General features: G+C 75.0%; 14 protein-coding genes and 1 pseudogene. 1 reads left to right on the forward strand and 14 read right to left on the reverse strand.

Annotated elements, in window-relative coordinates; translation table 11 throughout:
* Positions 1 to 127 precede the first annotated feature (127 nt).
* Positions 128 to 1,111, forward strand: a complete 984-nt coding sequence (locus tag ACFWIC_RS32005; protein WP_380520629.1) for a LysR family transcriptional regulator — start codon at positions 128 to 130, stop codon at positions 1,109 to 1,111.
* Positions 1,112 to 1,207: 96 nt separating this feature from the next.
* Here the strand turns inward: ACFWIC_RS32005 and ACFWIC_RS32010 are convergent, their stop codons facing one another.
* The 14 genes and pseudogenes from ACFWIC_RS32010 to ACFWIC_RS32075 form a co-directional block, all read right to left on the reverse strand.
* Positions 1,208 to 2,575, reverse strand: a complete 1,368-nt coding sequence (locus ACFWIC_RS32010) for a carotenoid oxygenase family protein (RefSeq protein ID WP_380362355.1) — start codon at positions 2,573 to 2,575, stop codon at positions 1,208 to 1,210.
* Between the two features lie 98 nt (positions 2,576 to 2,673).
* Positions 2,674 to 3,129 carry an SRPBCC family protein gene (locus tag ACFWIC_RS32015; protein WP_329876889.1) on the reverse strand — a complete coding sequence of 152 codons (456 nt, stop codon included), beginning with the start codon at positions 3,127 to 3,129 and terminating at the stop codon, positions 2,674 to 2,676.
* A gap of 75 nt (positions 3,130 to 3,204) precedes the next feature.
* Positions 3,205 to 4,758 carry an MFS transporter gene (locus ACFWIC_RS32020; RefSeq protein ID WP_380520630.1) on the reverse strand — a complete coding sequence of 518 codons (1,554 nt, stop codon included), beginning with the start codon at positions 4,756 to 4,758 and terminating at the stop codon, positions 3,205 to 3,207.
* Positions 4,759 to 4,912: 154 nt separating this feature from the next.
* Positions 4,913 to 5,479 (reverse strand): TetR/AcrR family transcriptional regulator, encoded by a 567-nt coding sequence (locus ACFWIC_RS32025; protein WP_329876885.1) that lies wholly within the window; start codon positions 5,477 to 5,479, stop codon positions 4,913 to 4,915.
* Positions 5,480 to 5,558: 79 nt separating this feature from the next.
* Positions 5,559 to 6,437, reverse strand: coding sequence for a metallophosphoesterase (locus ACFWIC_RS32030; RefSeq protein WP_329951288.1), 879 nt, complete (start codon positions 6,435 to 6,437; stop codon positions 5,559 to 5,561).
* A complete protein-coding gene (locus ACFWIC_RS32035) occupies positions 6,434 to 8,482 on the reverse strand; it encodes a dipeptide ABC transporter ATP-binding protein (RefSeq protein WP_380520631.1) in 2,049 nt (682 codons plus the stop codon). The genes ACFWIC_RS32030 and ACFWIC_RS32035 overlap by 4 nt, the downstream gene beginning before the upstream one ends.
* Positions 8,479 to 9,450, reverse strand: a complete 972-nt coding sequence (locus tag ACFWIC_RS32040; RefSeq protein ID WP_329951286.1) for an ABC transporter permease — start codon at positions 9,448 to 9,450, stop codon at positions 8,479 to 8,481. The genes ACFWIC_RS32035 and ACFWIC_RS32040 overlap by 4 nt, the downstream gene beginning before the upstream one ends.
* A gap of 6 nt (positions 9,451 to 9,456) precedes the next feature.
* Positions 9,457 to 10,446 carry an ABC transporter permease gene (locus ACFWIC_RS32045; RefSeq protein ID WP_329951285.1) on the reverse strand — a complete coding sequence of 330 codons (990 nt, stop codon included), beginning with the start codon at positions 10,444 to 10,446 and terminating at the stop codon, positions 9,457 to 9,459.
* Positions 10,447 to 10,556: 110 nt separating this feature from the next.
* On the reverse strand, positions 10,557 to 12,233 hold the full coding sequence (locus ACFWIC_RS32050; RefSeq protein ID WP_329951284.1) for an ABC transporter substrate-binding protein: 1,677 nt from the start codon (positions 12,231 to 12,233) through the stop codon (positions 10,557 to 10,559).
* 311 nt (positions 12,234 to 12,544) lie between these two features.
* Positions 12,545 to 12,955 carry a nuclear transport factor 2 family protein gene (locus ACFWIC_RS32055; protein ID WP_380362344.1) on the reverse strand — a complete coding sequence of 137 codons (411 nt, stop codon included), beginning with the start codon at positions 12,953 to 12,955 and terminating at the stop codon, positions 12,545 to 12,547.
* A 127-nt stretch (positions 12,956 to 13,082) separates the two neighbouring features.
* Complete coding sequence (locus ACFWIC_RS32060; RefSeq protein WP_329876870.1) at positions 13,083 to 13,502, reverse strand: ester cyclase; 420 nt, start codon at positions 13,500 to 13,502, stop codon at positions 13,083 to 13,085.
* Between the two features lie 81 nt (positions 13,503 to 13,583).
* Positions 13,584 to 14,351, reverse strand: coding sequence for an SDR family oxidoreductase (locus tag ACFWIC_RS32065; RefSeq protein ID WP_329951282.1), 768 nt, complete (start codon positions 14,349 to 14,351; stop codon positions 13,584 to 13,586).
* A gap of 141 nt (positions 14,352 to 14,492) precedes the next feature.
* Positions 14,493 to 17,966: a type I polyketide synthase gene (locus ACFWIC_RS32070; protein WP_380520632.1), complete on the reverse strand. Its 3,474-nt coding sequence runs from the start codon at positions 17,964 to 17,966 to the stop codon at positions 14,493 to 14,495.
* A gap of 54 nt (positions 17,967 to 18,020) precedes the next feature.
* A pseudogene (locus ACFWIC_RS32075) lies at positions 18,021 to 18,554 on the reverse strand (acyltransferase domain-containing protein); the annotation flags it as partial.
* Positions 18,555 to 18,575: the final 21 nt, after the last annotated feature.

The following is an 18,575-nucleotide window of genomic DNA, read 5'->3' on the forward strand; positions in this document are numbered from 1 at the left end:
GCGCTCCTCCTCCGACCGGCGGTCGACAGCCGCCATCAAAGCGGGACGGCGGACCGGGGATCAAACAACCGCGGGCCGGCCCGCCACAACCGGTGGTTGTGTCCCGCGGATCCCTAGGATGGCGGCCATGGATCTCGATGCCGTGCGCACCTTCGTCGCCGTCGTGGACGCGGGACGCTTCCAGCACGCGGCGGCCGAACTCTCGGTCAGCCAGCAGGCGGTGTCGAAGCGGGTCGCCGCGCTGGAGCGGGATCTCGGGGTACGGCTGTTCACCCGCACGCCGCGCGGCGCCCGGCTGACCGTCGACGGGCAGGCGTTCCTGCCGCACGCCCGCGCGCTGCTCCGGGCCGAGGAACGCGCGACCGCCTCGGTGCAGGCCGGGCGGCGGGCCCTGCGGGTGGACGTCATCGGACGCCGGCTGGCCCCGGCGGCGCTGCTGCGGGGCTTCCACCGCGCGCACCCGGAGGTCGCGCTCGACGTCGTGACGCGGTTCGACGTGGACGCGGCCGTGGCCGAGCTCCGGGCCGGGACGATCGACGCCTCGTTCCGCGCCGTCACCATGCCGGGCCGCCGCCTGCCCGAGGACATCGGGGCGGTGCCCGTGCTGGACGAGCCCCTCCAGCTCCTGACCGGGCCGTCCCACGCGCTGGCCGACGCCCGCTCGGTCACGCTCGCCGCGCTGGCCGGACACCGGATCTGGGTGCCCGGCATCGTCACGGGCACCGAGTGGGCGGCCTACTACGAGGACCTGGCGGCCGCCTTCGGGCTGACCGTCGAGGTGACCGGGCCGGACTTCGGTGTCGAGCCGCTGCTCGACACCATCGCCGAGGTGCCGGAGCTGGCGACCTTCGTCAGCGCGCAGACCCACCTGCTCTGGCCCGCCGGCCACGACCTGCGGCGCATCACCGTGCACGACCCGACCCCGGTCTACCCGCACGCGCTGCTCTGGCACGTGGACAATCCGCACCCCGGGCTCGCCGCGCTCCGCGAGCACCTCACCGGGGCGGACGGGGCGACCGGCGCGGACGGGACGGCGGTCGCGGAGGGCGTCGGGGGCGGTGGTGGCGAGCACGGCGGCGGGACGTGGGTGCCGGACTGGGCGCTGCGGTAGCGGCGGTACGGCGGACGAACGGGCGCGCCCGCCCCGACCGCACGGGGGTCGCGGTCGGGGCGGGCGCTGTCCGGGGCGGCCCGGGCGGGCCGGTGGTCAGCCGAGGTCGGCGTCCGGGATCCAGGAGCCGTGGATCATCGCCGGCACCCGGCGCGGCAGGTGGACGGTGGCGACCGGCGGGAGCGCGAGGTCGGAGGCGTCCAGGACGAGGAGCCGGGAGGCGTCGGCGTTGAGGTCGCTGACCACGGTGAGCAGGTAGCCGGCGTCCTCGTCCGCGTCCGCCCGCCCGGCGGCCGGGACGAACAGGGCCTCGCTGGGCAGTTGCCCGGTGCCGACCGGCAGGAGCTGCCGCCCTCCGGTGCGGCGGTCGTACTTGACCAGGGTGTGGTTGCCGACGCCGCGGTCGTCGGGGAACGACAGCGCGTACTGGTAGCGGTGCTCGCGGCCAAGGTACGCCTCGTTGATGGTCGGGAACTCGACGGTCAGGTCGTCGGTCTGCTCCTCGCGGACCCGGCCGGCCGCCAGGTCGACGGTCCAGCGGCGGCTGCGGGAGCCGGAGTTGGGCTCGGCGCCGCGGTCGGGTGCACCGATCCACCAGTTCCAGGAGCGCTGCCAGCCCTCGCGGCCCACGGCCGGGCCCTCGATCACGACGCGCCCGGCGGCGTCCTCGTAGGCGTTGGCGAAGTGCATCGCGTAGCCGGCCTCGATCGGGAACCAGCGGATCTCCGACGCCCGGCCCTCGCCGCGCGGCATGACCCCGACCCGCGCCGCCCGGGCGTCGTCCCAGCCGTACGGGATGCCCGAGTGGTCGGTCGGGTCGAAGGTGACCGAGCCCTCCAGGAAGACCACGTAGTGCTCGGTGATCACGAAGTCGTGCTTCAGGGCGGCGCTCGCGCCCGGCACCTCCTGGCTGGCCAGCACGGTGCCGTCGGGCGAGGAGACGTGGTGGATCAGGTACGGCGGGAACGGGGAGGAGGCGAAGAAGTGCAGTTCGCCGGTGACCGGATCCTCCCTGGGGTGGGCGGTCATGGCGGAGGTCAGCCGGCCGTTCCAGTCGTAGGCGCCGACGGTCTCCAGATCGGCGGTCAGCTCGAAGGGGAGGGCCGACTCGCAGAGGGCGAGCAGCCGGCCGCCGTGCTCGATGACGTGGGTGCCGGCGGTGGAGACGGTGAGGTCGGGCCCGTGCTCGGTCAGGTAGGGCGCGCCGTCCAGGGCGGGGGTGCGGACCCAGCGGTTGCGGTACCACTCGGCCCGGCCCTCGTGCAGCCGGATGCCGTGGACCATGCCGCTGCCCTTGAACCAGTGGGTGGGGGTGACGCCGGGCTTCGGGTTGTGGCTGTTGCGGATCAGCCGGCCGCTCAGCTCGGGCGGCAGGTGCCCCTCGACGGTCAGCCCGGTCGCGGTGATCTCGTCGGCGACGGGGGCGTAGTGGCCGGTCAGGTAGGGCTTGGCGGTGGCGGTCACGGCAGGAACCTTTCGCGGGCTGGTGAGCGGGTGAGCAGGTCGGGCGGGGTGCGGGGCGGGCGAGGGAGCAGGGCGGGCGGGCTGCGGGGCGGGTCGCCTCAGCGGGTGCGGCGTTCGGCCTCGGCCTTGAGGTGACCGAGCCAGCGCTCCAGGGACTCCCGCAGCGCCTGCTCCATCGCCTCGGGCATGGCGTCGACGGGCGCGCCGCTCCAGGACTCCTCGGTCCGGACCGTCACCCGGCCGTCCCCGGTCTCCTCGAACGTCCAGACGTGGATGCCCTCGATGCCGTTGGCCGGGCCGCCCCAGACGATCCGGGCGCCGGGGACGAGTTCCCGGACGGTGGAGAGGATCTCCAGGCCGTGGGTCCGCCACGTGAACGAGGTGCCGGGGGCGACCGGCGGGCCGTCCTGCCGGGCCGTCTCGACGTCCGGGTTCCACTGCGGCCAGGCGTCGATGTCGGTGTGGACGGCCCAGACGGTGGCCGGCGGGGCGTCGACCGTCACGGCGAGGCGGACGATGACGGGGGCGGTGGTGTCGATGGTGTGCGTGGACACGGGAGTTCCTCTCCTCGGCGGGACTGCGGTGCGGTGGAAACGACGGTGAACGCGGTGGGACGTGCTGCGGGGTGGTCAGCGGGGGTCGGGCAGCGGCGCGGCGGCGGGCGGGGCGGGCGGGGCCGGGGTCCGGGCCGGCCGGCGGAGCAGGACGAGCGCGAGGCCCGCCGCGACCGCGAGGACGAGCGCGCCGCCCAGGAACGCGACCCGGTAGCCGGCGGTGAGGGCCTCCGGACGGGGCAGCCGGCCCTCCTGCCCGGCGGTGACGGCGGCGGCGAGGGTGCCGAGGACGGCCAGGCCGACCGCGCCGCCGACCTGCCGGGTGGTGTTCACCAGGCCGCCGGCGAGCCCGGAGTCGGTCGGCGGGACGCCGGCGACGGCGATGCCGGTCAACTGGGCGAAGGCGGCTCCCAGGCCGAGGCCGACGGCGATGCTCGGGCCGAACACGTCCGTGAGGTAACCGCCGTCGGCGTCGATCCGGGAGAGCCAGAGCAGTCCGGCCGCCTCGGTCAGCAGCGCGGCGGCCAGCACCGGGGCGGCGCCGAACCGGCGGGCCGCCCGGGGGACCAGCGCAGCGCCGAGCATGTTGGCGGCGGCGAGCGGGAGCTGGCCGAGCCCGGCGGCCAGCGGACCGTCCCCGAGGACCTGTTGCTGGTACAGCGGCAGGAGGTAGAACAGCGCGATCCAGACCGAGCCGAGCAGGACCATCAGCAGGTTCGCGGCGGCGACCTGCCCGGTGCGGAACAGGCGCGGCGGCAGCAGCGGGCTCGGGTGGCGGCGCTCGGCCAGGAGGAAGAGCCCGAGCAGGAGGACGGCCGCGGCGAGGGCGGCGAGCACCAGGGGGTCGGTCCAGCCGGCACGGCGGGCGGCGGTCAGCGCCCAGACCAGGGCGGTCAGGCCGAGCGCGGCCGTCCCGGCGCCGAGGACGTCGAACCCGCCCCTCCCCCGCCCCGGCGGCTCCGTACCCGGCGCGGGAGCGCCCGGCGCGGGGACGGCCTTCGCGGGGACGGCCTTCGCGGGGACGGCCTTCGCGGGGACGGCCGGCAGCAGGGCGACCGTTGCGGCGAGGACGAGCGCGGCGCCGATCGCCGTCGCGTGGAAGGTCCACGGCCAGCCGAGCCCCTGGGTGAGTGCGCCGCCGAGCAGGACCCCGGCGGCGCCGCCCGCGCCGGAGACCGCACCCCAGACCCCGAAGGCCCGGCCGCGCCCCGGACCGGGCGGGAACACGTCCGTCACCAGGGCCAGTGCGGCGGGGGCGACGGCAGCGGCGGCCAGGCCCTGCACCGTCCGGGCCGTGATCAGCGCCGCCCCGCTCGGCGCCAGCCCGGCCGCTGCCGAGGAGGCGGCGAACAGGGCCAGTCCCCCGAGCAGGACGCGCCGTCGGCCCAGGAGGTCCGCGAGGCGACCGCCGGCCAGCAGGAGCGCCCCGAAGGCGAGCCCGTAGGAGTTGACGACCCAGGACGCGCCGTCGTCGGTGAGGCCGATGCCGTCCCGGATGCTCGGGAGGGCGACGTTGACGATCGAGGTGCTGAGGATGACGACGAACTGCGCCCCGGCCAGCGCCGCCAGCGCGGTGCCCGGGCCGCGGCCCTCGCGGACCGGAGCGGGTCGGCTTCCCTGCGGACTCATGACACCCTCCTTCCATTCTATGAGTGATAGACCACTCACATTCGCGGCCGAGGAAACGGCGGTGCCGTCCGGGCCGCTGCGCGCGGACCTCCGGCCCCGCCGGTGCCTCACCAGGGGGATCGAGCGGCCACCGGGTCGCCCCGGGGGCGGTGGGTCAGTAGTGGGTGATGCCGGCCGCGAGGGTCCGCGTCCACGGCGCGTCGACGGCCTCGACGCCCAGCGAGACCAGCAGGTGGCAGAGCATCCCCGTGGCGAAGAACTCCTGGACCTGCCGGTCGTCCCCGCCGGACGCGCCGCGGACGTACTCCACCAGCCGGGCGTACCCGCGCCGGACCGCCTCCCGGACGGCGGGCTCGGAGACCGCCGCCGCCTGGGCGTGCAGCTGGACCAGCATCAGGTCGTGGTCGCTGATCAGCTTGGCGTAGGCGTCACCCATGGCGGCGAGCACCAGGTCGGACGAGCTCCCCTTCGCCTCGGCCGCACCCCGCTCCAGACTGCCCCGCACGCGGACGAAGCAGTGGTCCACCACCGCCACGAACAGGGCTTCCTTGCTCGGGAAGAGCCGGTAGACGTAGGCCTGCGAGATGCCCGCGGCCTTCGCCACCTCCGTGGTGGTGGTGCCGAAGTACCCCCGCGCGGCGAAGGCCCCGATGGCGGTGCGCAGCACCGTCTCGCGACGCTCCTCGGCGGTGGACAACTGGCGGGGTCGTTCGTTCTGCATGTGAGTACTCAACCACTCACACTTCCCGGCCGTCAACCCCCGTCAACCGCAGTCAACCCTCGCCGGCACCGCCCGGCCCCTACAGGCGGACGGCGAAGCGGGGGGCGGGGCGGACCGCAACGGGCGGCGCGGGGGTGGCGGGGAGGATGCGGCGCAGCGGACTGGGGGCGCCCCGCGGGGCCCACTCGCGCGGGTAGCCGAGGGAGACCTCGTGGAACGGCACGCCGTCGGTGCGGGTGGTGCGGGGGATGTGGAGGTGACCGTAGACGACGGCCGCCGCGTTGAAGCGGCGGTGCCAGTCGGCGGTGTGCTCGGTGCCGCACCAGAGGGCGAACTCGGGGTGGCGGAGCACGTAGGTCGGGTCCCGCCGGAGCGGGAAGTGGTTGACCAGGACGGTGGGCACGGCGGGGTCGAGGGCGGTGAGGCGGGCCTCGGTGACGGCGAGGCGGGCGCGGCACCAGCTGTCGCGGTCGGGGTACGGGTCGGGGTGGAGGAGGAACTCGTCGGTGCAGACGACGCCGGCCGCGTAGGCGGCGGCGAGCGCGTCGGCCTTGGTCGTGGTGCCGCGCGGGCGGAACGTGTAGTCGTACAGGACGAAGAGCGGGGCGACGGCCACCGGGCCGCCGGGGCCGGTCCAGACGGGGTACGGGTCCTCGGGGGTCGAGACGCCGAGGCTGCGGCAGAGTTCGACGACGGCGCGGTAGCGGGCGTCGCCGCGCAGCTGGACCGGGTCGTCGGTCGGGGTCCAGAGCTCGTGGTTGCCGGGCGCCCAGACCACCTTGGCGAAGCGCTCGCTCAGCAGGCGGAGCACCCGGGCGATGTCCTCGAAGCGCTCGGCGATGTCGCCCGCGACGATCAGCCAGTCGTCGGCGGAGCCGGGGTACAGGCGGTCGACGACCGCCCGGTTCTCGGCGTAGCCGACGTGCAGGTCGCTGGTGGCGAGGAGCGATCCGGTCATCGACGTGCCTCCACGAGGTTGGTGGCGTCCAGGAGTTGACGGGTGTAGGGGTCGGCGGGGCGGTCGAAGAGCTGGTCGACGGTCGCGGTCTCGACGAGCCGGCCGTCCTTCATCACGGCGACCCGGTCGGCGAGGTGCTGGACGACGCCGAGGTCGTGGGAGATGAAGAGCAGTGCGAGGCCGAGGTCGCGGCGCAGGTCGGCGAGCAGGTCGAGGATCTGCGCCTGGACGGAGAGGTCGAGGGCGGAGACCGGTTCGTCGCAGACCAGCAGCGTCGGGGCCGGGGCCAGTGCGCGGGCGATGGCGACGCGCTGGCGCTGGCCGCCGGAGAGCGCGGTCGGGCGGCGGTCGAGGAGGGTGGCGGAGAGCCCCACCTGGTCGAGCAGTTCGGTCACCCGGCGCCGTCGTTCGGCCCCGCGCGGCACGCCCGTGCGGGCGACGGCCTCCGCGACGAGGCGTTGCACGGTGAACCGCGGGTCGAAGGAGCCCAGCGGGTCCTGCTGGACGGCCTGGATGCGGAGGCGGTCCGCACGGCGGCGGCGTTCGGGCAGCTCGCTCCACGGGCGGCCGGCGAGGTGGACGGTTCCGGTGTCGGGGCGTTCCAGGCCGAGGACGATCCGGGCCGCGGTGGTCTTGCCCGACCCGGACTCGCCGACCAGACCTAGCGTCTCTCCGGCGTGGAGCCGGAAGGAGACCTCGCGGACGACCTGGCGGCCGGCGAAGGACTTGGTGATCCGGTCGACGTCGAGGAGCGGGGCGCCGGAGGCGGACGCGTCGGACGCCGAGGTGGCGGGGGCGGACTCGGCGAGGGCGGACGCGTCGGAGGTGGACGTGGCGGGACCGGGCGTGGCCGGGCCGGACGCGTCGGGACCGGCCGGCGTGCCGGCGGACCGCGCGGTGAGACCGAGGAGGACCGGTTCGCGGACGGTGAGCGCCGCCGTCCCGGGGTGCCAGCAGCGCGCGCCGAGCGAGTCCACCGGCGGGAGGGTGCTCCGGCAGGTCGGGTCGGCGGCGGCGCAGCGGGCCGCGTACGGGCAGCCGCCGGGTTCGGGGGCGGCCTGCCGGAGGGGTTCGGGGGCGAGCCGGGTGCCGCGGGTGCGGGCGCCGGGGACGGCGTCGAGCAGGGCGCGGGTGTAGGGGTGGCGGGGGTCGCGGAGCAGGCGCTCGGTGGGGCCGGTCTCGACGATCCGGCCGCCGAACATGACGGCGACCCGGTCGGCGAGCCGGGCCACCACCGACAGGTCGTGGCTGATCAGCAGCAGGGCGGTGCCCTGGCGGCGGAGGCCGTCGAGCAGGTCGAGCACCTGGGCCTGGACGGTGACGTCGAGGGCGGTGGTGGGTTCGTCGGCGATCAGCAGGTCGGGTTCGGCGGCGAGGGCGGAGGCGATCAGGGCGCGCTGGCGCAGGCCGCCGGAGAGCTGGTGGGCGTACTGGGCCGCGCGCCGTCCGGGCTCGGGGACACCGGCGCGTTCGAGGAGCCCGCGGACCCGGTCGGGGATCTCGTCGCGGCCGGCCAGGCGGTGGACCCGCAGCGGCTCGGCGACCTCGGCGCCGACGGTGCGCAGCGGGTCGAGCGAGACCAGGGCGTCCTGGAGCACGAGGCCGATCCGGCGTCCGCGCACGCCGCGCCACTCGGCCTCGGTGAGGGCCGTGAGGTCGCGGTCGTCGAAGACGAGCCGGCGGGCGGTGACGCCGGCGGGCGCACGGGTACCGGGACCGGCGGCGGCGTCGGTGAGGCCGACCAGGGTGCGGGCGGTGACGCTCTTGCCGGAGCCGGACTCGCCGACCACGGCCAGGCACTCCCCCCGGTCGAGGGTGAACGAGACGTCCCGGACGGCGTGCACCGCGCCGAACCGCACGTCGAGCCCGTCGACGGTCAGCAGGGGCGCCGGCCCGGCGGCCGACGGGGCCGGCGCGTCGGTCCGGGCCCGGTCGGTGGCCTGCTTCGAGGTGGGTGCGGCGACCTTCGCGGTGGCCGGGGCCGGGGCGGTGGCCGGTGCGGTGGCCGGTGCCGCGGTCTGCTTCGGGGCCTGCGCGGACGTCATGCCTCGGTCCTCCGGGTGAAGCGGGCCTGGGCGCGACGGCCGAGGACGTTGACGACGAGGGCGGCCGCGGTGATCGCCGCTCCCGGGAAGACGCCGATCCACCAGGCGGTGGCCAGGAAGCGCCGCCCCTGGGAGAGCATCGCGCCCCACTCGGGGCTGGGCGGCTGCGGGCCGAGGCCGAGGAAGCTGAGCCCGGACGCCGCGATGAGCGCCGTGCCGAAGCCCACGGTGGCGAGGACCAGCATCGGCCCGACGGCGTTCGGCAGGACGTGCCGGACGATCAGCAGCGGGCGCGGCAGGCCGAGTCCGACCGCCGCCTCGACGTACCCCGAGCGGCGGACGACCAGCGTCTCGGCCCGGACGATCCGTGCGTACCCGGGGACGAAGGCGATCGCGATGGCGAGCATCACGTTGAGCGAGCCGGTGCCCAGGACGGTGACGGCCAGCAGCGCGAGCAGGATCGGCGGGAGGGCGAGCAGGACGTCCGCCAGCCGCATCAGCACCTGGTCGGCCCAGCGTCCGCCGAGCGCGGCGGCGAGGCCCAGCGCGGTGCCCCCGATGACGGCGAAGACGGAGGCGCCGAGGCCCAGGAGCAGGGACGGCCGGGCGCCGTGCAGGACCCGGGCGAACAGGTCGCGGCCGAGCTGGTCCGTGCCGAACCAGTGCTCGGCGCCCGGAGGGGTGAGCGCCTCGACCGGATGGGTCTCCACCGGCGAGACGGAGGTGAGCAGCCCGGGGGCGAGGGCGGCGAGGACCAGCAGGGCGAGCACGGCGACGGCGAGGGCGAACCCGGTCCGGCGGACGAGCGACGCGGCGGAGCCGGCCGACGGGGAGGTGCGGGCGGTCCGGCCGCCCGGCTTCCCCGGGCCGGGCCGGCCGTCCGGACCTCCGGGACCTTCCGGACCTCCCGGTCCGGCCGGGTCGCCCTGCTCGGCCGGATCGGCGGTGGCAACGGTGTTGTGGGCCATGGGAGTTCAGCCGTTCCTCAACCGTGGGTCGATGACGAGGTAGAGCAGGTCGACGAGGGTCGAGATGACCACGAAGACCAGCGCCGAGAGCAGGACCAGCCCGATCACCAGTGGCAGGTCCTTGTTGGTGGTCGCCTGGAGGGTGAGCGCCCCGATCCCCGGCCGCCCGAAGACCGACTCGACGAGCACCGCGCCGCCCAGCAGCGACCCGGTGAGCCAACCGGTCAGGGTGACCACCGGGACGGCGGCGTGGCGCAGCGCGTGCCGGAGCACCACGGCCGCCGACCCGAGCCCCCGTGAGCGGGCGGTGAGCGCGAACGGCCTCCCGAGGGCGGCCTCCAGTCCCTCGCGCAGCACCTGGGCGAGCATCCCGGCCACCGGCAGCGCGAGCGTGACGGCGGGCAGCACCAGGGCGGCGAACCCGTCGTCGCCGGCGACCGGGAAGATCCGTAGCTGGAACGAGAAGGCGGTGAGCAGCAGGATGCCGATCCAGTAGGACGGGCTGGAGACGGCGAGCAGTTCGGCGAGCGAGCTGAGCGCCCGCAGGGCGGGCCGCCGGCCGGCCGTGACCACGGCCGCACCGACCGCCAGCAGGACGGCCAGCGCCAGGGCGGCCAGGCCGAGCCGGACGGTCGGACCGAGCTGATCGCCGATCAGCTCGGCGACCGGCCGCTGGAGCTGGAAGGACTCGCCGAGGTCGCCGGTCAGCAGGTGGCCGAGGTAGGTGACGTACTGGACCGGCACGGACCGGTCGAGTCCGTACTGCTCCCGGATCGCGGCCTTGACCTCGGGGGTGGCGGCGGTGCCCGGCCCGAGCATGACGGTGACCGGGTCACCGGGGATCAGCTGGAGTGCGGCGAAGGCCACGGTGGCGGCGCCGAGCAGGACGGCGAACGCCCCGAGCAGGCGGCGCAGCACGGCGCGCAGGACGCGGACGGCGGCGGGCTGGCGGACGGCCGCCGGGGTGGCGGCGGCCGTCGGTCGGGTGGTGGTCATCCCTCAGTTCCAGGAGTTCGGGCGGTGGGTCCGGGAGTCCGTGTGTCGGCTCCGGGCCCGGCTTCGGCTTCGGTTTCGGCTTCGGGTGTCCGACCGGCCCGTGCCGGTGCTCACTGGGCGAGCCAGGCGCCGTGGAAGGCGAGCCAGGTGTTGGGGTCGGCCTTGAGGCCGCGCACCTTGGCCGAGGTGCCGACCACGGCGGTGCGCACGTACAGCGGGACGATCAGGCCGAGGTCGACGGCGCGCTGCTGGGTCTTGCCGTAGACGTCCTGGCGGACGGTCTTGTCGAACGTCCCCTTGCCCGTCGTGGTCCACTCGTCGAGCTGGGCGTCCTGGTAGAAGGTCGCGTTCTGGCCGCCGGTGGACGGCTTGCTGGCGCTGTGGAAGTACAGCCGCAGGACGTCCGGGTCGAACCGGGCCCAGCTGTAGTCGGCGATGTGCTCCTTGCCGCCGTAGACGTTCCCGATGTAGGTGCCGATGTCCAGGCGGGGCCGGGTGATCTCGACGCCGATCTTCTTGAGGTCGGCCTGGATGGCCTGGCCGAGCGTCTCACGCTGCTCGCGGACGAACTCGGCGGGCGGCAGCGGCCACGACAGGGTGAGTCGCTTGCCGTCCTTGGTGCGGTAGCCCTCGCTGTCGCGGGCGGTCCAGCCGGCCTCGTCCAGGGCCTTGTTGGAGGCCGCCTGGTCGTACGGCCAGGACTTCTCCAGCGCCTTGTTGTAGTACGGGGTGGTGGGCGAGACCGGGCTCCAGGCGCGCTTGAAGACGCCGAAGTAGACGGACTGGATGTCGGTGTCGAGGTCGATGCCGCGCTGCACGGCCTTGCGGACCTGCGGATCGTCCAGCGGGGCCTTGGTGGTGTTGAGGACGAGCGCGTAGTTGGCGCCGGGCGCGTCGGTGGTGACGGTGCGCAGCTTCGGGTCGCCCTGGACGGTCTTGACGTCGGTCGGCGGGATCGGCTCGGCCACCTGGACCTGGCCGCTGTTCAGCGCGCCGACCCGGACCGAGTCCTCGGTGAGGAAGCGGATGGTGAGCTTCTCCAGGTACGCGGGCCCCTGGTGGTTGGCGCTCGACGGCGCCCAGTTGTAGTCGGGGTTGCGGGTGAAGACGGCGCTCTGGCCCTTGGTGTAGCTGCTGAACACGAACGGGCCGGTGCCGACGTCGGCCGCGCCGCCGGCGCCCAGCTTGGGACCGTTCTCCTTGATCGTCTTCGGCGAGTAGAAGCCGAGGTAGGCGGTGCTGGCCGCCTGGAGGAACGGCGCGAACGGCTCGCTGAAGGAGACCTTGACGGTGCGGGTGTCGACCACCTCGGTCCCGGTGTACGGGCCGAGCAGGCTCGCCGCGTACTGGGACTTGGTCTCCTTGGCCACGATCCGGTCGAAGTTGGCCTTGACCGCCTCCGCGTCGAAGGGCGTGCCGTCGGTGAACTTGACGCCGTCGCGCAGGTGGAAGGTGTAGGTCTTGAGGTCCGGCGTGATCTCCCACGAGGCCGCCAGCCAGGGCTGGAACTCGCCGCTCGCGTCCTGGTGGACGAGGGAGTCGAAGACGTTGCGCTGGATCGCGCCGGTGATGTCCTGCTGGCTGACGTGGATGTCGAAGGAGATCGGCTCGACGTCGGTGGCGTAGGTGAGTGCCCCGCCCTGGACCGGCTTGTCGGCCGAACCGTCCTGGGCCGCCCCCGGTCCGCCGGAGCCGGCTCCGGAGCCTGAGCTGCAGCCGGCCAGGAGCAGCATCCCTGCGGTGAGGGCGGCGAGCAGCGGGAAGGGCCGGGGCCCGGTGATGGGCATGCTGATGACTCCGTCTTGGTGGGAGGGGACGAGCTGGGGAATGCCGAGAAGCTATCGGCGGGCGCACCCCCGCGGACCCCTACCGGACCCCTAACCCACCCTTAGGACGGGCCCTGAGCGACACCCGGACCGAAGCCCGTCCCGGCACCCCGGCCACTGCCCTGACCTGCACCGCGACCGGCTCGGCGGCCCGTTCGGCGGCCGGCCTCGGGGTGCCCGGGGCCCCGGACGGGCCGCGGCACGACGCGGCCCGGGCGCAGGACGCCCGGGCCGTCGGACAGGCCGCTCGGCCGCACCCGGCGGCCCGCCGGTCAGGCGTGGTGGTGGCGGCGCGGGTAGCGCGGCACGGAGCGGCGGTGGGCGATCCGCCAGCCGTCCGCCGTGCGGGTGTAGACGTCGAAGTAGTCGCCGTTGTGGACCGAGCCGTCGGGCAGGATCGCCAGGTAGCGGCTGCGGCCCCGGACGGTACCGTCCTCGTCCACGGTGAGGACGGAGTCGAGGGTCTGGTGGTCCGGGTGGTCCTGTCCCAGGTCACGGGCGAACACCCGGATCTTCTCCAGGCCGCTGAACACGGCTCCGGTGCGGGCGAGTTCGATCACACCGTCCTCGGCGAACACCCCGGCCAGCGCCTCCGCGTCCGCGTTGTCGAAGGCGTGGGAGAAGCGGGCGAGCAGCTGGCGCAGCTGTTCGGCGTCGGCCGGGCTCAGGTCGGCGGCGGTCATGGGGATTCCTCCTGGCGGATCGGTTCCGGGGTCGGGTTCGGCCGAGCGCCCCGGGGCCCGGCCGACGGCGGCGCCGGCCGGGCCCCGGGGGCCGGAGGGGGCGGCGGTGCGCCCCGGTGACGCAGGGTCAGACGGTGGCCGGGGCCAGCTGCTGGACGATGCCCAGGCGGTCGGGCAGCACGTTGTAGCGGACCACCTTGTTGTCACGGACGGTCAGCCAGCTGATGCTGTGCCCGACGAAGGAACGGCCGGTGGCGGGGACGCCGAAGACCGGGCCGACGTGCACGCCCTCGATCCGCCAGAAGGCGATCACCCGGTCGCCCTCGGCCACCAGGTCCTCGACCGTGGCCTTGACGTCGCGGACGTTCTCCCAGAGCCAGCGCAGGTGCTCGCGGAAGTCCTCCCGGGTCCCGCTGCCACCGGGGCCGACCCTGGTCTCGTCGGCGGCGTCCTCCGCGACCAGCTCCTCCAGCAGTTCGACCCGCTGCCCGGTGACCAGCTCGTGGTAGTACCGCTCGACCAGGGCCTTGTTCGCCTCGATGCTCATCGGTGTTGCTCTCCTCGTCAGTTGGGATAAATCGGGGGTACTTCGGTCGGTGCGGTACGGCGGCGGGCCGCCGTACCGGGGTCAGCGGCCCCGGGCCGGCGGCGGCAGCAGGATGCCGCCGTTGGCGCTCAGGCCTCCGTCGACGGGGACGGTGACCCCGGTGACGTAGGAGGCCGCCGGGGAGGTCAGGAACCAGACCACCTCGGCCTGTTCCCGCGCCTCGGCCCAGCGCTGGGCGGGGATCCGGCGGGTGATGAACGCCGAGAACTCCGGGTCGGCGACCTGTCCGGCGGTCAGCCCGGTGACGGTGCCGCCGGGCGCGATCGCGTTGATCCGGATCCCCTCGGCGGCGTAGTCGATGGCCGTGCCCCGGACCAGGTTGATCACGGCCGCCTTGGTCGCGTTGTACGCCCAGGTGCCCGGGTCGCCGCGCAGCCCGGAGACCGAGGAGGTGGCGACGATCGCCCCTCCCCCGGCCTCGCGGAGCGCCGGCACCGCGGCCCGGATCCCCAGCACCACGCTGCGCACGTTGACGGCGAAGAGGCGGTCGAACCGCTCGATCGCGCCCGGGGCCTCCAGCGGACCGCCGCCGCCGGTACCGGCGTTGAGCACCGCGGCGTCCAGCCGGCCCCACCGCTCCTGCGCGAGGGCGACCGCGGCGACGTTGGTCTCCTCGGACGACACGTCGCCCACCAGGGTCGCCACGCCGTCCAGCTCGGCCAGCGCCTCCAGTCCCGCCTTGTCGACGTCCACGGCGACCACGCGGTGGCCGCGCTCCGCGAACAGCCGGACCGTCGCCTCGCCGATGCCCGACGCCGCTCCGGTGACCAGCACTACCGGATCCGTCATTCCTGTTTCCTTCCTCTCGTTGCGGCTGCCGCGCCGCTCGCCCGGGTTGTCGTACCCGGCACGGGCGGCGGGGTCGGCCGTGTTCCTCGTGGGCGGTCCCGCCAGGTCGTACGGTCCCGCCCGGGGCCGGCAGGCCCGTCGTCAGCCCTGCCGGGTGCGCTCGATGCGGTCGATCCACCCGCGGACGGCCTCGGCCGTGGTCGGGGTGTGCTGCTCCAGCACGGTGAAGTGGTCGCCGGGGATGTCCAGCACCTCGTGCGGCACCGGCCAGTAGGCCCGCCAGTCCTCGCGCTCCGCCGTGTCGACGACCATGCCGCGCAGCGGCGTGTCGGCGCGCAGGGCGAGGATCGGCGCCGCGACCGGGCTGGGCTCCCAGCCGGCGAAGACGTTGTTGTACCCGCCCATCGAGGTGAGGCTGGAGTCGCTCCAGATCATGTCGTACTGCTCGATCCGGTCGATCATGCCGCCGAGCATCGCGTGCAGCCACCACTCGCCCATGCCCTCGCGGGCGGCGCTGTCCATCGGGTACGAGTCGACCAGGACCAGCCCGGCGACCGCCCGGCCGCGCGCCTCCAGCCGCTCGGCGACGGCCTGCGCGACGCAACCGCCCATCGAGCGCCCGACGATGACGAACGGCCGCTCGTCGCCCAGCAGTTCGAGCACGGTCTCGGTGTGCATGTCGAGGTAGGTGTCGAGGTGGTCGGGCAGGAGGTCCGACGGGTCCCAGCCCGGGGACGGCACGACGAAGACGTCCCGCTCGCCCTGGAAGGAGTGGCCCAGCCGGGCGTACTCGTGCGGCCCGGAGATCGCGCTCAGCGCGGGGAACGCGACGACGGCGAGTTCGCCGCTGCCGGAGGCCAGCCGGATCGGCTTGAGGACGTGCCGGTCGCGCTCCTCGGCGCCGAACCTGGACCGCAGGTGGGAGGCGACACCGATCAGCGCGGACGCCTCGGGGAAGCTGCCCTGGGCGGCCAGCCGGCGGTAGAGCGTGGAGAGCGGGTGGCGCGGGTCGTCCACCGGCGCACCGCCACCGCTCCCGTGCGCGGCCGCCACGCTCCCGGCCGCCGTTCCGGCCGCCGCCCCTGCCGGGGCGGTGCCGGCCGGCGCCGCACCGCCGGAGGCCAGCAGCTCCGTGATCAACACGGCCAGGTGGTCGGCCAGTTGCGTCGGGTCCGGGTGGTCGAAGGTGATGGTCGGGGCGAGCCGCAGACCGGTGACCGCTGTGATCCGGTTGCGCAACTCGACCGCGCTCAGGGAGTCCAGACCCAGTTCGTTGAAGGGCCGGGCGGCCGGAACGCCGCCGGGGTCGCTCCCGAGCACGCCCGCCACCTCGGCGCGGACCAGCTCCAGCACGGCGGCCGGCCGCTCGGCCTCGGCCAGCACCGCCAACCGGGACAGCAGCGCCGGTGCCCCGCCGTCGCCGGTCGCCGCCCTGGCGGCCCGGCGCGGCGCCGGAGCGAGGGTCCGCAGCACCGCCGGGACGGGCTGCTGCGCCCGGACGGCGGCCAGGTCCAGCGGTGCGGCCACCAGGTAGCCGGCGTCCACACGGGCGGCCGCCTCGAACAGGCGGGCGCCGCGCTCGCCGGAGATCGTGCGCAGCCCGGCGCGGGCGGAGCGGCGGAGGTCCGCGTCGGTCAGGTGGCCGGTGATGCCGCTGGCCTCCTCCCACTGGCCCCAGGCCAGGGACTGGGCGGGCAGGCCGATCGACCGGCGGTGGGCGGCGAGCGCGTCCAGATAGGTGTTCGCCGCGGCGTAGCTGCTCTGCCCCGGACCGCCCAGGACGGCGGCGACGGAGGAGTACAGGACGAACGCGGCCAGGTCGTGGCCCCGGGTCAGCTCGTGCAGGTGCCGGGCCCCGTCCGCCTTCGGCGCCCACACCGCGGCCAGCCGCTCGGGCGTCAGCGCGGTCAGGATCCCGTCGTCCACGACACCCGCCGTGTGGACCACCGCAGTCAGCGGATGCCCCGCCGGAACCTCCCGGATCGCGGCGGCCAGCGCCTCACGGTCGGCCGCGTCGGCGGCGGCGATCGTCACCGAGGCACCCGCCGCGACGAGCTCCTCCCGCAACTCGGCCGCACCCGGCGCCCGCTCACCCCGCCGGGAGAGCAGCACCAGATGCCGCACCCCCCGCTCGGCCACCAGGTGCCGCGCCAGGATCGCCCCCAGCGTCCCCGTACCACCCGTGATCAGAACCGTGCCGTCCTCGTCCCACGGGCGGGCCGACTCGACCTCGGGAACGGCCGCCCGCACCAGCCGCGGCGTGTGCAGGCGCCCGTCCCGCAGGGCGAGTTGGGGCTCGCCGGTGGCGACCGCGGCGGCCAGGGCAGCCTCGGAGGCCGCGGCGCCGTCGGTGTCCACGAGCACGATCCGGCCCGGAAACTCGTTCTGCGCCGAGCGGAGCAGACCCCAGACCGGGGCCGTCGCCAGGTCGGGCGTCTCCCCCTCGTCCACGGCCACCGCCTGACGCGTCAGGACCACCAGACGGACACCCTCACGGGACTCGTCCGCGAACCACCCCTGAACGGCCGCCAGCGTCACGGCCAGGTCCCCCTCCGCCCGCAGCACCTCCCAAGCGGACTCGTCGGAGGCACCCGCCGTCACCTCCGGCCAGTCCAGCCGGAACAGCGCGTCGCGGTCGGCGCCGCCCGTCGGGGCGAGCTGCTCGGCGGAGACCAGGCGGGCCCGGAGTGCCTCCACCGAGGCCACCGGCGCGCCGGTCCCGTCCGCGAGCTCGATCGCGAGCACCTCCGGCTCGGTGTAGCGGAGCCGGACGCGCAGGGCGCTCGCCCCCGTCGCGTGCAGCCGGACACCGGTGTAGGCGAACGGCAGCCGGCTCACTCCGGGCGGGCTGTCGACCAGCCGGTGGTGGACGGTGATGTGGACGGCGGCGTCCAGCAGGGCGGGGTGGAGGCCGTACCGTTCGGCCTCACCGGCGAGCGCGTCGGGCAGCGCGACCTCGGCGTAGAAGGTGTCGCCGTCCCGCCAGGCGGCGCGCAGGCCCTGGAACCCGGGCCCGTAGTCCAGCCCGGCGGCGGCCAGGTCCTGGTAGATCCCCTCGGTGTCCAGCGCCGTCGCACCCGGCGGCGGCCAGGCGTGCAGACCCTCGGCCGGCGCGGCCGGGCCGCTCAGCAGGGTGCCGGCGGCGTGCCGGGTCCACTCGGCCGAATCCGTCAACCGCTCCACCGGGTCGCCCGGTCCGGCCGGCGGGGCGGGGCGCGAGTGGACGGTGACGGACCGCAGGCCCGCCTCGTCCGGGTCACCGACGCTCACCCGGACGTGGACGGCGCCGCGGTCCGGGACGAGGAGCGGGGCCTCGACGACCAGTTCGTCGAGCGCACTCGCCCCCACCTCGTCGCCCGCGCGGATCGCCAGCTCCAGCAGTGCGGTGCCGGGAAGGATCACCGTGCCCTGCACCGCGTGGTCGGCGAGCCACGGGTGGGTGGCCAGAGACAGGCTGCCGGTCAGCACGGCGCCCTCGCCGTCCGGCAGGCCGACGGCCGCCCGGAGCAGCGGGTGGCCTATCGGGGCCAGGCCGAGGCCGCCGGCGTCACCGGTACGGGTCGCGGGCTCCAACCAGTAACGACGCCGCTGGAACGGATACGTCGGCAGATCCACCCGCGGACGCCGCCCACCACCGAACAACGCCGCCCAATCCACCCGATGACCCTGCACATGAATCCGCGCCAACGCCGCCACCGCCGTCCGCGACTCCCCACGATCCCGCCGCAACACCGCAGCCGTCACCGGCCCCTCAAGAACCCCCTCCACCAACGACGCAAGAGTCCCGTCCGGACCCAACTCCACGAACGTCGACACACCCTCCGCCGACAACGACCCCACCACATCCGCGAAACGCACCGCCTCACGAACCTGACGCACCCAATACCCCGGATCCGCCAACTCCCCACCCGAAGCAACCCGCCCCGTCACATTCGACACCACCGGAATCAACGGCGCACGGAACTCCAACCCCTCCGCCACCACCCGGAACTCCTCCAACATCCCGTCCAGATGCCCCGAATGAAACGCATGACTCACCCGCAACCGCCGCGACCGACGACCCACGAAACGACCCCGAACCTCCTCCACCCCCACCTCGTCACCCGACACCACCACCGACAACGGACCATTCACCGCCGCAACATCCACACCCGCGACCAGAACAGCCCGCACCTCCTCCTCCGACGCCTCCAACGCCACCATCGCCCCACCACCCGGCAACGC

This window comes from Kitasatospora sp. NPDC127035, assembly GCF_042726075.1.
In the GTDB taxonomy this organism is placed as follows: domain Bacteria; phylum Actinomycetota; class Actinomycetes; order Streptomycetales; family Streptomycetaceae; genus Kitasatospora.

Excerpts from the sequence above, each read along its gene's own strand:
- ACFWIC_RS32020 (WP_380520630.1), bottom strand. The coding sequence starts at position 4,758 with ATGAGTCCGCAGGGAAGCCGACCCGCTCCGGTCCGCGAGGGCCGCGGC.
- ACFWIC_RS32035 (WP_380520631.1), bottom strand. The coding sequence starts at position 8,482 with ATGACGTCCGCGCAGGCCCCGAAGCAGACCGCGGCACCGGCCACCGCA.
- ACFWIC_RS32030 (WP_329951288.1), bottom strand. The coding sequence starts at position 6,437 with ATGACCGGATCGCTCCTCGCCACCAGCGACCTGCACGTCGGCTACGCC.
- ACFWIC_RS32005 (WP_380520629.1), top strand. The coding sequence starts at position 128 with ATGGATCTCGATGCCGTGCGCACCTTCGTCGCCGTCGTGGACGCGGGA.
- ACFWIC_RS32060 (WP_329876870.1), bottom strand. The coding sequence starts at position 13,502 with ATGAGCATCGAGGCGAACAAGGCCCTGGTCGAGCGGTACTACCACGAG.
- ACFWIC_RS32040 (WP_329951286.1), bottom strand. The coding sequence starts at position 9,450 with ATGGCCCACAACACCGTTGCCACCGCCGATCCGGCCGAGCAGGGCGAC.
- ACFWIC_RS32050 (WP_329951284.1), bottom strand. The coding sequence starts at position 12,233 with ATGCCCATCACCGGGCCCCGGCCCTTCCCGCTGCTCGCCGCCCTCACC.
- ACFWIC_RS32025 (WP_329876885.1), bottom strand. The coding sequence starts at position 5,479 with ATGCAGAACGAACGACCCCGCCAGTTGTCCACCGCCGAGGAGCGTCGC.
- ACFWIC_RS32045 (WP_329951285.1), bottom strand. The coding sequence starts at position 10,446 with ATGACCACCACCCGACCGACGGCCGCCGCCACCCCGGCGGCCGTCCGC.
- ACFWIC_RS32055 (WP_380362344.1), bottom strand. The coding sequence starts at position 12,955 with ATGACCGCCGCCGACCTGAGCCCGGCCGACGCCGAACAGCTGCGCCAG.
- ACFWIC_RS32065 (WP_329951282.1), bottom strand. The coding sequence starts at position 14,351 with ATGACGGATCCGGTAGTGCTGGTCACCGGAGCGGCGTCGGGCATCGGC.